The organism is Paenibacillus sp. FSL W7-1287, assembly GCF_038004245.1.
GTDB classification, from domain to species: domain Bacteria; phylum Bacillota; class Bacilli; order Paenibacillales; family Paenibacillaceae; genus Pristimantibacillus; species Pristimantibacillus camelliae.
Map to the genome: position 1 here is coordinate 3,714,056 of NZ_JBBORD010000001.1, position 15,264 is coordinate 3,729,319.

The 15,264-nt window shown below is 41.9% G+C and carries 8 protein-coding genes; 2 read left to right on the forward strand and 6 right to left on the reverse strand.

Features of this window, described 5'->3' with window-relative positions; all coding sequences use genetic code 11:
- Nucleotides 1-36 precede the first annotated feature (36 nt).
- Nucleotides 37-987 (forward strand): AraC family transcriptional regulator, encoded by a 951-nt coding sequence (locus NSQ99_RS16850; RefSeq protein WP_340838823.1) that lies wholly within the window; start codon nucleotides 37-39, stop codon nucleotides 985-987.
- Between the two features lie 85 nt (nucleotides 988-1,072).
- Here NSQ99_RS16850 and NSQ99_RS16855 read toward each other — a convergent pair whose 3' ends face one another.
- Nucleotides 1,073-1,957 carry an alpha/beta fold hydrolase gene (locus tag NSQ99_RS16855; RefSeq protein ID WP_251668894.1) on the reverse strand — a complete coding sequence of 295 codons (885 nt, stop codon included), beginning with the start codon at nucleotides 1,955-1,957 and terminating at the stop codon, nucleotides 1,073-1,075.
- Nucleotides 1,958-2,170: 213 nt separating this feature from the next.
- Here NSQ99_RS16855 and NSQ99_RS16860 point away from each other — a divergent pair, with 213 nt between their 5' ends.
- Nucleotides 2,171-2,488 (forward strand): hypothetical protein, encoded by a 318-nt coding sequence (locus NSQ99_RS16860; RefSeq protein WP_251668896.1) that lies wholly within the window; start codon nucleotides 2,171-2,173, stop codon nucleotides 2,486-2,488.
- Between the two features lie 210 nt (nucleotides 2,489-2,698).
- Here the strand turns inward: NSQ99_RS16860 and NSQ99_RS16865 are convergent, their stop codons facing one another.
- The 5 genes from NSQ99_RS16865 to NSQ99_RS16885 all read right to left on the reverse strand — a co-directional run bounded on the left by NSQ99_RS16865 (nucleotide 2,699) and on the right by NSQ99_RS16885 (nucleotide 15,255).
- Entirely contained in the window at nucleotides 2,699-3,505 is an 807-nt protein-coding gene (locus NSQ99_RS16865) for a phosphotransferase (RefSeq protein WP_340837969.1), read from the reverse strand.
- Nucleotides 3,506-4,032: 527 nt separating this feature from the next.
- The gene (locus tag NSQ99_RS16870) at nucleotides 4,033-5,058 is read right to left on the reverse strand and encodes an alpha/beta hydrolase family protein (protein WP_340837970.1); all 1,026 of its coding nucleotides are present in this window, start codon (nucleotides 5,056-5,058) and stop codon (nucleotides 4,033-4,035) included.
- A 56-nt stretch (nucleotides 5,059-5,114) separates the two neighbouring features.
- Entirely contained in the window at nucleotides 5,115-7,850 is a 2,736-nt protein-coding gene (locus NSQ99_RS16875; protein ID WP_340837972.1) for a glycoside hydrolase family 95 protein, read from the reverse strand.
- A gap of 237 nt (nucleotides 7,851-8,087) precedes the next feature.
- Nucleotides 8,088-13,436, reverse strand: a complete 5,349-nt coding sequence (locus NSQ99_RS16880) for a pectinesterase family protein (protein ID WP_340837973.1) — start codon at nucleotides 13,434-13,436, stop codon at nucleotides 8,088-8,090.
- Nucleotides 13,437-13,629: 193 nt separating this feature from the next.
- The gene (locus NSQ99_RS16885; protein ID WP_340837975.1) at nucleotides 13,630-15,255 is read right to left on the reverse strand and encodes a hypothetical protein; all 1,626 of its coding nucleotides are present in this window, start codon (nucleotides 15,253-15,255) and stop codon (nucleotides 13,630-13,632) included.
- Nucleotides 15,256-15,264 lie beyond the last annotated feature (9 nt).

Sequence of the window (15,264 nt, forward strand, 5' to 3'; positions counted from 1 at the left end):
TTTGCAACTAAGCGGAGAAAGGGTATTGTGACAAATATGGTTGGTAGTCATGACATATCGATTAAAAAAGAGACGAACAAAGCAAAAAAGGCACAAATCCATCATTCATCGGTATCTGAGCTATTTCGAGGATCTTTTCCACTGTTTGTTAATCGTTATCATGAAGGCTTCGACCTACGTGAGCATGATCACGAATTCTTGGAACTGGTATATATTAAGTCAGGAGAGGGCTACCATTACGTCGGTGAGAGTATGGAACGCACCGCTAAAGGATATATGTACCTATTGCCACTAGGCACCTCACATATATTACGTCCCAGTGATGCATCTGGAAAGCATAAACTAGTCGTCTACAATCTCTGTATCCGTCCTGAGTTTATCAGTGAGCTAAAGAGTTGGTTAGCTTCATACAGCACGAGTTCGAATCATATATTATGGTCAATTTTCGATGGCCTGCCAGGGAGTTACATTCGGATCGTAGATAGAGCCATGCGGCTCGGGAGTGCATTCGAGCAGCTTCATCAAGAATATGAGGAGATGAAACCAGGATATGAGGCGAGCATGATGTCCATTCTGCTTCAGCTGATAGTACATATAGCCCGACAACTGGAGCAATTAGAAAATATCGATAACAACATGGTTGGCAATAGTGCAACGCCTACTGAACTATCGCTTGCAATAGATTATATCAATGAACATCTAACAGACCCTTTGACGCTTGAAAGTATAGCTGAGAAATCCGGCATGAGCCAACGGCATTTCATACGTTTATTCGGCAAGTGGACCGGAATGGGGTTTTCTGATTATGTACAGCATAAACGGATGGAGCTTGCATGCAGATTGCTAGTCGAGACCGATCATAAAATCGATCATATCGCAAATAACGTAGGCTATCGTGATATAGCACATTTTCGGCAGGTATTTCGTAAATGGTTGGGAACAAGTCCGAGCGAATATCGAAAAAAAGAAAAAGTGTACGATCAATAAAACATAGAGATAGTTAAGAGCGATTGGCTTTAATCATCTCTATGTTCTAATAAGTCACCAAAAATATGATATGTGTTTCAACATATTAATCTACTAAAAATTGTATCACTTCATGGTTAACTTCTTCACTGTTTTCTATATTTAATGCGTGTCCTGCACCAGTAATATGGCGGGTCTTAATATGGGGGATTAAGCGTATGGCTCTGTCAAAAGCACGCTGTGGCTTATAGATAACCTCCTTATCCCCAATCATTAACAGCGCGGGGACTTTCACCTTTTTAAGCTCATCATCACTGAATACGGAAGGCACTAATATCTTATACTTCCAGCCAAACCCTACAATTCCGTAATAAAATTGCTCCAACAGTTTATCGCTCACTCTATGATGGTTTTCTTTCGCGATGAACCAACGGGCACAGAAGTCGATAATAACGAGTCGCGTACGGATAATGTTTGCCGCTAATAAACGTATGCCAAATTGTTTTGAGAATGAAGTGAATGATGCAGCTGGAGCGAGCAGAACGATCTTCTTGACACGACTTTGCATATGTATCGTGAAGTTCAATGTGTGCCAGCCTCCATTAGAATGTCCAATAAAAATTGCCTGCTCGATATTCAGCCCATCTAACAGCTGATTCAGCCAATTCACATAATCTTTTTTCTCACGGAAATGAGCTTTAACCGTACTACGGTTAAATTCCCCCATTACATCTACAGCATATACCTGATAGTCAGCAGAGAGCGTTTTAATGTTTGGGTACCACATCGTAGCACTAAAGCCGAAACCATTCAGTAATATGATTGGCTCACCGTTTGCTGGACCAGACCTTATGACATGGGTCGTGCCGTAATCCGTTTCTACATATATTGATTCATAGGGTACAGGCCATAGGGATAGCGTACTCTCATAAGCATTCATATAGTTCTTTTCATGCTGCAAGCTCTTAAATAGGGTAGACTGATTATTCATGACGATTTCGTTCCCCTTTAATTAACGTTTGGTTCAGCTGTTTCTATTGTTATATTAAACTTATCTTGAACTGCGAGTAGGACATCTGACCTAATTTTAATAATACAACACAAGGCTCAGAATGTGTCATATATTTTCCTATGTTCCTACTTTTTTCTATTCTCGAAAACGTCTTTAGCTTACGTATTAAATTTCAAATAGGATGGTGTAAGAATGAAAAGGTATATACTCGCATTTTTCTTTTTACTTTCTATTAGCTTAATCGTGACTGCATATTGGAGTCCTTGGTTGAATGATTCAACGGCGCGATCATTAGCAGTTAACCATTTTATTGAGTTTAACAGCTCTATTCAAGATGGATGCGGGATTATTTGTAAAGATTGTGGTGCCAAAGAAAATGTACAATGGGTCCCATTTGGGAGAAAGGTAACGATTGAGTATAGCTGTGGTGGACCAATTGATCCTGCTACGCTTCCAAAAAAACAGTCTAGTAACTGCTGCTGTCTCATTTATCGGAACAGTAAGACTTGAAGAATTCGAGGAGTGAACATTAAGGAGCATTGTTTACTCAATTATCCTTTTATGAAGCTTAATGCATTTTCGGATTGATGCTTTATGATACTTTCGGCAAACTGTTGATTAGGAAACCCTCTATGAAGCAACTTCAAAAAACCAGCAGTTAACGAAATATGGTGATAATATTGATAAAATAACATTCTATAAGGATCTAGCTTATCGTTATCAAAAAAAATGATAGTGATCTCCAAATCGAATGTGTAGAAAAGCATGCTCATACTCAATATCAAAAAATTCAGCACCTTCGATATCAATGACATAGGGGACTAATTTGTTATTAACAATGAAATGATCAGGACCTAATTCCCCATGAGTAAAGCCATAACGATTTCTATATGTTATCCTTGATTCCAGTTCCTGCAATTTTTCTAGCAGCTTGTTATGATTAATCTTAAAATTATCTATATATTGACTGATATAACGTAAATCTGCTTTGGATTTCTGCATTTGCAGTTCGTGACATTGTTTAATGTCATTCCTAATTTCATTCACCTTTCCAAAGATATCTCTCTCATTAGCATGCATCTTTCCTACCATATTTCCTACCTGTTGAAATAGTTCATAATTAGCCTCTTTATCCGTTTGATTAATATAAGCGTCTAGCTTCTTTCCTTCTACATACTCGACAAGAGCATAATCAAAAGGATATCGACTTCTCTCTCTATTCAGATCGTACAGAGCAGGAGTTGGAATTCCGATTTCAGTTAATAATTTATTGTTTTGTTCGAACAAATCCCCACCATATGATCGTGAATGTAAATCTTCGTTTTCTATTTCTTTTTGAAAGTAATTCAACGCCAGATCCCATACGTATAATACGCATGTAAAACCATTGTCACAATCGACTTTATATACGACTTTTTGTGCACCACCTTGCATCTGCGTTACATTAGATACGATATAACCGGCACCGAAAACTTCTTTGATATAACTCTGCAAATCGGTTCTCGTCATATGTAAAGTATTATCCATTGTGATAAACTCCTTTTCAAAGTTTTACAATCAAATTAATAATAGTATAATTTTTACAAATGTACAGATTTTTAATTTAGGAATTGTTAGGATGTTAATTGAGGTGGTCTATAAATAGGCAATTGGGTCGTAGAATATGTATTGTTTCTTTTACGAGGAGGTAAGAATGCTGAATAAAAAACTATTGTTAGGCAGCGTAACTGTTAGTCTAATAGTGGTTATTTCAACTGTGTTTGCTTCTTCTGATCATAATTCAAAATCAACGTCAGAGAACTCAATGGACAGTAAAGTTACTATTAGTAAATATGAAGTAATACGCTACATTTGATAAAGTCAATTCAGGAGATTTCTGCTCTAAAAGAGGCGGAAGCTTTATTAGAGAGACATAAATATTATGTTAAGCCTGAAACTTTGAAAGCCTATCATGAGCTTACTCATTTTGTACGATCAAATGATAAGTGCAAATATCAACCACTGAAGATTGATATTTGCACTTTATCAGTTGACTCCTAAATCCATATCATCAATTACTTTTTCAACTGTTCTTGTAGCCAAGCATAGGCAAGAGTGCCGTGAATTTCATGCCCACCTTGGAAGAAATCTACTGCCAGATTTTCTGGGAATTGTGCTGCTTCATAGATGTCTCGCAATTGTCCATATGCTTTTCGAGCGAATTCTTGTGGGAACACCTGATCACTATCGCCAGATTCAATGAACAATCCTCGAGGTGCAATTAAACCTAGCAAATCCGGCATCTCAGCATCTTGAAGAATCCCCGGAATGTAATTATCTAGACAATGAAGTCGAAATAAAACGCTGTCCGTGAAGGTGCTTGCATAGCCACTGACTACTGCACTTGAAATACGCTCATCTATGGCAGCAGTAAACCCTGCAACTAATCCGCCTCCTGAGATACCCATAATCCCAATCCGCTGTGGATCCACATCCAATCTTGTTTGCAAATAATCAACAACTCGCTGTGTTTCGTATACGCGGAAGCCAGCAATCGTTTGTCCAATGGACATCAGTTGTGCCGAAAGAAATGCACAGGAACTTTTTTTCGGATCATCAGCAGTTAATTCTGCGTGTAGTCTGCGATCTCCAAACCCAAAAAGCTCGGGCGCAGCTACGACATGGCCTTTCTTGACTAACTCAACAGCAAAATCTTTATGCAACCCAGCCGTATTCACTCGTTCACTACCATCTGGTTCTATGCCGACAATTTCCCTACTTCCGTATCCGTGCCCATGTATAGCAATTACTGCCGATCGAGTAGCGTCAGCTTCCTTTGGTATAAGCAAATAGATTGGCATTCTCATTCCCTCATACGTTGTTATCTCTATTCGTTCCCTTACGTAGTCATCGAAGCTTGTGCTTTCTAGTAATTCTGGTTGTAGCTCTGCTCGTTGTGTAGGGATCGCACCGAGGCGTTCTTGGAAATGCTCCTTTAATTGGCTGCGCCAATCACTCCATGACATTCCTGTTCGATATGCATATTTTCGATCTTGAACTGCCTGATCAATTAAATCCTTCATAAAAGCCTCTAGTCGCATCGTTCAGCACTCTCCCGTTTATGATTCGTTCCCTTCCTCTTTAAAAATCGACTCGATTAGCTAAATCTCGTGATCGTATACGTTTCGCCAGCTTCCATATCTACGACTAGTACCGTATTATTCTCTTCTTTTGTTACAGGGAAGATTTCTTCTCCTTGACGAACGACTGCTGTTGAACTGTGTGGACTACGAACCTTCACCATGCCGCCATGATTTGCGGTAACCTTTGTCTCGACCGGAATACCATTCTCCCATTTCACATCAACAACAATATTTCCACGAGCTTTGAATCCTTTAAATTCTCCAGAAGGCCATTCTTTAGGTAAAGCCGGTAATAGAGTCAATACCCCATCATGGCTTTGTAGCAGCATTTCTGCTATCCCAGCGGTCACACCGAAGTTTCCATCGATTTGGAACGGTGGATGCTGATCAAACATGTTTGGTGAGGTACGGCTTGCTAGCAAGTGCTTAAGCAAAATGTTTGCACCAGCAGCATCTGCTAATCTTGCTCGTAGATTAATTCTCCAGGCTAGCGCCCAACCCTGTTGTTTCTTTAGTCCTCTGGCGATTACTCCTTTTCTAAAGCCGTTAATATTTTTTTGCTGCTCTTCTGATTGATTGTACAAGCTTAAAGAATCCCCAGGGTAAAGCTCCCAAAGGTGCGATGCATGCTTATGATCTGTATCGTTACTTGCACAATGACGCTTTAGATGAATGCGTTCATTCGTAATCGGATCGACAACTATAAACTCCGGAGGATCAGAAGTATCAAGTGATAGACTAAAGGCAACGTCTCCCCTCACCCATTCTTTGATGTATCCATTCTCATCAACTAGATTCGGAGCAACTTGTGCAAGCTTCTCCTTACTGGTTGCAAGTAATTGTGCATCCTCTTCCGTTTTATCTAAGATGTCAGCAGTCTGTAGCATTCCACGATAAAGGAAACGAATCAGCTGTGTATCCATTGCTGGTCCTGGCTGTACATCGCCATGTTCGGGTGAAACTGATGCTGAAGTGATCAAGAAGCCAGTTTCAGGGTCTTTAACGAGAAATTGATTGAAAAAGTGTGCTAATCCCTTCATGTACGGATAGCATGTAGATAATAACTTTTTGTCTAGAGTATATAAATAGGCTTGCCATGCATGATATACTAACCAAATTCCGCTCGTTGGCCATAGTCCAGCAGTCGCATTGTCTATCGGTTGGGTTCCGCGCCACAGATCAAAGTTATGGTGCATAATCCAAGCACCGTCACCTTCGATAGCATAATGTTCTCTTGCTGTGATTTGTCCTGAATGGAACAAATCTTCTAATGCATTAATTAAGGTTAACTCACACTCATGCAAATTTAAGATTTGAACCGGCCAATAATTCATTTCGGTATTGATATTTACCGTATACTTACTTGACCAGGCTGGGCTATTGGTTGAATTCCAGAGCCCTTGTAGTGTTAGTGGCTGCCCACCTGGTCTTGAACCTGAAATCAATAAATATTTTCCGAAGTTAAATTCCAATACGGCTAGGTCGTTGTCACCCTGACTGCAATATGTGGAACCACTGAGATTTTCACCGCCTGTGAGAAACCCAGCTGGACGTAATCGTTGGTCTGTTGGAACGTTACCAAAGGATGTGCTAGCTGTATTGTTAATTTTCAAGAAAGTTCGATCGTATAGCTCAGCATGATCGCTCACATGCGCTGCTTTGATACTCTCGAAGCTTTTATTTTGAATACTAGCAATATATCGATCGCAATCCTGCGAGGGCTTATCGTTATCTAATGTTAAATAGTTAACATAGTTTGTAGCACCAACGATAAAGATCGTTGCTTGATCTGCACTTGAAATGATAATAGACCGATGGTCATCGCTGATCGTAATCTCACCATAAAGCGTATTGATCCATAATCGTGCTTCAAATTGAATGGCATTGCCATCCCCTTGAGGCTTACTAGTCAATGCAATTTGATTGTCACTTATCCTTCTCCACTTGGCATCTTCAACATGAAACGTACGAAGTTCTGCTGAAAAGTTCAGGCTGCCCTTTTCACTTGCACTTACATGTGTCGCAATGACCTGATTAGGATGACTAGCTAGGCTTTCACGTTTGAAATACGTGCCTTTATGTTCGTACTCTACAGCAACTAAACCTTTGTCTAAATCGAGATGACGTGTATAATTGCGCACTTCCTCAATCTCATGACCGAAATCAAGATGGACCTCTACAAATGATTGATAGGAATATTGTCTGCTTGGAGTTCCAAGGAAATTTTGCTCAACTTGTTTCTTAATGTTGTATCGATGCTGAACAGCTTCAGTCGTAGCAGCATTGTCAATATGTAATGCCCGGTATGAGATACTATCGGGAATTGTGCCGATTTCTGCTGGGGAACCATCAGCATGTTGACCTCTATATTCCTTCCATGCCTCTTTCGTCGTACCACTAGTTGGTTGGTTGTTTTCATCTACATAAGGGGCGCCAGTCCATACCGTGCATTCGTTGATTTGCAGAACTTCCTTATCTATTGCTCCCATAACCATTGTACCTAATCGTCCATTCCCGATCGGCAAGCCACGAGTCCAAAGGTATTCATAATATTCACCGTTATTAAATACCTTCCCCTTTTCATTATAAGGATTCAGCATAGGTTGGCCGTTCTCATCCTTATATTCATCTCTACGATCTTTATTCGGATTAAGCTTCCAGAAGCCTTCTTTGGGCACATCATTGAACCAAATGACGTTACGTGGATCAAACCGTACTTTTGTTGCATGTGATGAGTTGTTGCTACTCAATTTATATCATCCTTTCACCATGATAATCTTTGACACAGACACGTCTGCAACTGCTAGCTAATATACTTAAATTAATATCATTGTAGAGCAAGCTTTGATCTATTTCTTCCCTAAACCATGCTGCCGTTACCTATAAACTTTGCTTTATATGTCATCGTAAAATAGCTAACTTAAACTTTTCGATATGGAAAAAAGACGACCCCTGACAGAATCGGGATCGTCTTTTGGCGCATTATATTATTCCATTTGACTTATCTTAAGCGCATATTCAAGCAATGCATCTGCAGCAGCGATGGAAATGTGCTTGCCTCGCTGTGCCCGAACTTGATTAATAAAGCTGTTAAGGCTATCATTTTCAAGCTTCTTAGTCAAGCTGTTCGCAATACCCCCATTATTGATCTCTCCGATTTGTGCGAAATGCGCTACAAGTGAGATTAACTCTTCCAATGAAGGAACATTTGTTTCTTCGTCTTCATCTGCCAAGGGTAGAACTGGCAACCGTCTCGGGTCCCAACCATCTGAACCATTTAACATGGATTTCACGCTATACAGCTGGGCTTCATCCTCTGTTAACTGCGTCGTCCAGACATGACGTGATTGCACCTTCGCCCCTGGCCCTGTGCTGTTATATTCCCCATAGCGAGCAGTAAGCTCGTTATCAGAATTGCCCCAGTTGTTCCAGCCTGCCTGCATAATATGGTCATCCATCCATGTATCGATGTATACAACGTTCGCGAAAGGTCTCCATGGTCTGCCTAGATCAACCATACCAGTTAAACCTGGATCTGCAGTAAGTCTGCTGTCAACAAAAACGTAGCCGTGCGTTCCTTCCTGTGTGGATGCAGCTGTTATATAGCCGCCGGCTTTGCTATGGATCATACTGTTTTCAAATACCGCGTTCGCTGAACCGAAGATATAATCGACATGACCATCGATATAGCTATCAACATAGTATTGGCGATTCCCTGGCCCTTCCGCTAGCAACGTATCCTGCCATCCAATGATGCGAACGTTACGGTACACTTGACGGTCGCCCCTAGCGGCTAACGCAACCGCTTGCCCGGCATCCTTGCCTGCATCGTTAATGATCGATAAATTTTCTGCAGTAAAGTCATTAGCCTCTGCTCTCATGCTGAAGCTCGCATTCGTGCCGATTTCCTTGCCGTTTTCGTCCAACGTTTTTGCATGGTTATCGTAAACAAGCACCGTATCCTCTGGTGTTGCTCCTAAGCCAATTATACTAATGTTATGCTTGCGATAGATATCGATCTTCTCACGATACTCTCCAGGTTGAATCAAAATTGTAATCGGCTCAACATTATTGCTCTGAATCGAGTCAATTGCTGCCTGTACAGTCTCATAATCCCCTGTACCGTTGTGAGCTACTGTGATTACTTGTTGCGTTAATACTTCAGCTATCGGTGAGCCAAAGCCTACACCATTACTATTCACTGCAGCTACCGTGTATTCATACGTAATACCAACCGGTAGTTCTTGATCCAAGTAGGTCAGACCTTGTATGTGTTCAGCGATTCGCTCGAAGTTTTCCTCTCCAGCTAAACGTCGATAAACATGATATTCATCAGCACCTGCTACATCATCCCAGGTCAATTGGACAGCATGTGGGAAATTAATAGCTTTAACGTAACTTGGCGCATCGGGTTTGCCGTCATTCGCTTTCGCGCGGATTGCTGTCACCTGGCTATTCAGGCTTTGTTGATCTCCTCGTTTTGCGGTAACGATGTAGTAGTATGGAACACCGTTCTCTACTGTGTTATCCGTATAAGTGAACGCATTTACATTGTCTGCAAGTACCATATAAGGTCCAACAATATCCTTTGCTCGTTGGATCGTAAAGCCAGCCCCTTCATCGCCAGTCCAGTTCAACACGATTTGCTGATCTTCTGCCGTTAAGCTAAGCTTAGGTGTTTGTAATGTACCAATCGGTGTGATCACTATGCTGTCCGATAATGCACTTTCTCCACCGATATTACTAGCTGTAATGACATATTCGTAAGCTCGATCATTCATTAATCCACCATCCCGATACGAGGTAAGCTTATATTGATCACGAATCACCTCATAATCTTGTTCTTGCACTCGACGATAAATCGTATAATGAGTAGCATTCTCTATCTCATCCCACGCAAGCTCTGCTTGCGAATTACGCGAAAAGCCTTGCACTCCCGTTGGTGCTGGCGGTGTATCAGGCAGTTCGATCGGCGTTACAGACGCTTCGTTCGAATGCCCGCTTTCACCTTGTTCACCAACTGCAGTTACGATGTAATAATAGGTTGTATCATTGATGACATCTGAATCAATGAACAACGTTTCTGTTACATGCTCTGCTATTGTCACGTACGGTCCGCCGCTTGTAGTACTCCGCTTAACATGATAGGTTAATGCTCCACTCGCTACATTCCAATCGAGCTGTACCTTGTTATTGCCAGCTGTAGCACGTAATCCTTTGGGCGCTTCGATCGGTTCGACGTAAATTTTAAAGTTGTCAAAATACATCGTTCCTTTACCTCCACCAGGTGTGCGGCCCATCATTACATAGCCAAGTCCTAGCGTTCTCATATCATCTTTTAATTCAACCTGTTGAGCAATAAGCTCATGGTCCAAGTAAATATCCATTTGATTTGCTGCAACGTTCGTAACAATTTTGAAATTGTACCAGCGGTTGTTTTCTAAAGGATCGGTTAGCTTCACATCTTGATTCGCTTTATTTTTATAAACAAGTGTGTACTGATCTTCAGCTTCAGGAACCTGTGGTTTACGGATCTCGATCATAATCGGTGTTCTTGTTGCCCCATTATCTTTCATATGAACGATTGCACTTGTTCCAGGCTGTGAAGGTGACATATAGTTAAATTCCAATACAAATGTCGCTAATTGCTTTGGAAACTGCAGCTCGAAGAACGTGCTGCCAGCCGCATTATCATACACCTTCAGCGCTTTTGTTGAGTTATTCCTGGTGGAATCTGCCGGAACAGCTTCGATCGTTACCGTATGATCATCATCCTGTGGATTCGGTGTAATCTTATACTCGGTCGGTGTAGAGCCAAGTTCCATATTCTCATAATCGTGTTGAATGTAATAGATGGTTTCTGGCTGACCTGCCGGAATAGCATTCACTTCAATTGAATCAAAGCTCTCTCCATATTGATTGACAGAGGATACGACATAGTAATAAGTCATTCCAACGATTAAATCCGAATGAGTGAAGGTCGTCTCTGTTAAATCGCTGGCTAACAACGTATAAGGCCCGTTCGGCTTGTTGCTCACCTTTACATTGTAAGTCGCAGCGTCCTCAACCTCCTCCCACGTTAGCTTGACTAATTTCTCACCAGCTTCCGCTTGCACTTGCTGTGGCGGTGTCGGATAGTCTTCAGATAAAGACGTTATAGATACGTTAGAGAATACGGATTTATTGTATCGTTCAACTTCACTCCTCACTCTAGAAGAGTCCGCTGCTAATCCAATATACACATCCTGTGTAAGAGGTACATTTACAGCTCCAACGATTGTCCAATCATTCCCATCCTGAGACACTAATGATGTAAATTGATCGCCTAGCCGTACGAGCTTCACCCAGTACGGCAGCAAAAATTGTTGATTCGGTTCAATCTTGGAAACAGAGCCGCCCTCGACTGACCTGCTTAGTGTAACTCCTTTCAATCCTGTTCTAATGTAAGGTACCATCAGTGCAACGAATGGAGAATCAGCATCCAATCGTTCACGGAACATGATTCCTGCTTCAGCTTCGCTGTCTGTCGGAGTAATATGCTCGATCTTAGCGATTACTTCCATATTGCCAGTGCTTTGCTGGTACGCGTAATGAAAAGCATCTTCAGTGCCGCCAATATCTCCGGCAGCCTTTACAATGACTTGATCAGCTTGCTCACCCAATTGAGTATGACCTGGGATGCGCACATTACCAATGTCTGCTGAATTCCACGGATGAATATCATTTATCGTATTGGCATGAACAAAAACGGTAGACGAATCCGTTTTATAGCCTTGATCATCCATCGCTTTGGCCACGATATAATGCGTACCATCAGGAACATTTTTCCAAACGATTTCATATGGAGCGGATTGAGCTTCTCCGATTTTATCACCGTTGGCATAGAACTCCACTTTTGCAATGGACGCATCGTTTTTGGCGAGTGCTGATGCTTCGATCGATACATCCGCCCCTGTAGTCATCATATAATTATTAACTGGAGCTACAACCGCTACCTCAGGATTGGATAGACCAACAAGCGGATCGGCCTCTTCGACAATGGAATGGATATACGCTTCAATATACTGATACCCGCTCGGAGCATATTGCATTGCATCTTGCGGATTTTCCGGATCTAAGCCATGAGCAAGCTCCCACTCATCCGGTATTCCATCACCATCCGTATCAACTAAATCCGAATACACGACTTCAAATTGTGAGCCTCCCCCTACCTCATTTTGCGAATTAATGTGAATACCTAATCTATTCTGAACCTCATTGATGATCCGGGAATCGATCGAATCCCTCCGTGGCAATATTGCGCCTGATCCAGCTAATACAGCTGCATATGCTTCTTCAGCAGATTGCGTCGTAATTGGATTATGATCAAAAGAGACCGGACTGTTCAATTGAATATAATCTGGATATTTGTGTACCCCTTCCCAGTTGTCGGCTGTCATATGAGGATAGCCTTCCATCACATTTCTAGCGATATAATAGCTTCCATTCGTTTCAGCATTCATAAAGCGAATGTTTTGCGTTTCAGGCCCGGGTTTATAATAATTTTCAATTAAATTATTATTCGCTCCTATACCGCCATAGGCGGAGAAATGTCCCCAGTTATACACGACGTTATTTCTAAAGTCATGACTGTTACCAGCTGTACTGTCTAGTGCTGGGTTTCGGCTTGAATTATGTGCAATAAGATTATGATGGAAGCTAGTATTCTTACCTCCCCATATACCACCGTAGCCGTGCTTACCCTTTACATGCTGACTCATATGCATCGCTTCAGAAATGATCGACCATTGAATCGTCAAGTTTTCTACACCATATATACTCAGCACTTCATCAACAGACCAACTAAAGGAGCTATGGTCGATGATAATATCCTTCATATAACGTCCGCCGAATGCATCGGCCTCACTAGGATAATGATCACCTAAACGAAAACGCAAATAACGCATAATGATGTTGTCGCCTTCAAGAGTAGTTGGATAACCAGCAATCGTAATTCCGTCACCAGGTGCCGTTTGACCGGCAATCGTTAAGTTGGAGCCAGAAATTTTAAGTGGAGACTCCAAATCGATTACACCACCCACATTAAATACGATGATTCGGTTACTTTCACTGACTGCATCACGTAAGGAACCAGGACCAGAGTCGGCTAGTGTCGTCACTTTATATAGCTCACCGCCACGACCACCTGTTGTGTACATACCGCCGCCTTCTGCGCCCGGAAAAGCTAGAAGGCGATCATTGTCTTCATCAGCTGCGAAGCTAGTCACTGGTAGGGATGTAGCAAGCATCACGGTAACCAACATTAGCACAAAACGTTTTCGCCATTTTTTTAACATTAAAACCCTCCTTGTTTTCCTTTAAATGCACTGTAAAGCGCTTACATGATATTGTAAACGACTTACTAAGAAACTTCTTAGCAAGTCGTTGTCTTTTAGGGGCTTACCTTTTGCAAAATTTGCTCTATTGGAAGCTTTGGCGTTCCAAACGTTTATGTTTACTCCGTTTTTCAATTAAAGAAACGTTCTATTTTTAATCAACGCACGAATAATAGAAGTACGAATCCGAAGTATGACCCCTTTCATCATAAGCTGCACTAAAGAAGGAGCTGCCGCCAAAATAACGCGGCATACGGTTTCGCTCGCCGCGTATTGCTGCATCGAGATGCAACAAAGCTAATGGCTCAATAGTGTCGAATTTCGCATACAAATGGCGTTCGCTAGGAATAAAAAAACTATGATACCATCGATCAGCTGTAATGTTGTCGCCAATCCGCTGTGCCATTGTGAGGAAAGGTCCATTAGGATAGATTTCTGCCAATTCTAGAAGCCCAAACAAAATATAAGGATCAGAGCTGTTAATGCTATTGATTCGATCAGAGTATAAGCATTGACCTGCTTCGTTGATGTCACCAAGACCGAGGCCAACAGCCATGCTTCGAACGATATGCCACAATTCAGAATGATTTGAACGTCTGTAACCTGAAGCATATGCCCAGAAGAGAAATCCATTGGCTTTCATCGCTTTTAATTCTTTTCCTTGGCGGCCATAATATCCGTCCTTCTCCAAGACCAGGTTGGTCAACCTTCTCCCATTAGTTAGAATAGGATGAAACTCGTTCTCCGCCTCCTCGTAAGCCCAACGGCCATATGCAAGCTGATCAGCTATTGCCCAATCTAGAAAAGTACGTCCACGTTCACCCAGCATGTCAAAGATAGCCATGCGACATAATGCCGCTTTACCGACTATCGTTTGGATTTGTGAGGGGGTAGACAATGTTGCTTCTATCGGTCGATCATCTGCTAATTGCTCGCCGAATTGTTCAATTGCCCGATCACCACGCTGACCAGGTAATACGCTTATACTGAACTGATATCCTGTCATCCCGGTTTTCGGATTAGCGGTTTCCGCATAGCGAGCTGCCAATCGCTCAGCCCAGACAATTGGAGCCTCCAAGCCCATTTTTGAACCGATGAAGGCAGCGGCATAGTATAAATCACTACCGGCATTAATGAAAGTAAGACCTTTTCCGGTAAAGAAAACTGGATCTTCTCTATAATTCCGATCCCAAACCTTACCCGATCCGTAACCGGCATACTGCACTCTCGGTTGGCCATGACGGTTGAATTCGAGATTGTTCCAATCCGAGATGTGACTATCCCACATGGCTTCGATCATCGCAAGCGTTTCATTGGGATCGATCTCAAGCATTAACTCGTAAAATGGATAGTGACATTTCAATTCATGTTGCGGTCCCTTATCCGCAGCGTGAACGATCTTCTTATCGATCAAATTATAGGCCATATGCCCACCCCAGGCCATAAGCTTGCCGTATCTTATATTTTGTAAAGCATAGGCTGTCGCTTTACGAGCGGCTTCAGCATAGCGACTGTCACCAGTCAGCTCTGTTAGCCCGTACAATGTTCGAAACCAGTTTTGCTGGCTTGCCAGATTAGATAATATCCAATTTTCCCCTTGTGATTTCCAGGTTAGCGGATCTAGGTTTTTGACATGAATGCCATCAGTGAACAATGGAGACTGTTCATTCCCATAACGGTCCTTTCCTACCTCCAATATGATGTCAGCCCATCGTCTAACGTGTTCAACGTATCGTTTGTTTAACTTTTGATGAGTATTTTTCTGATGTTCAATCGTCACGATATACCA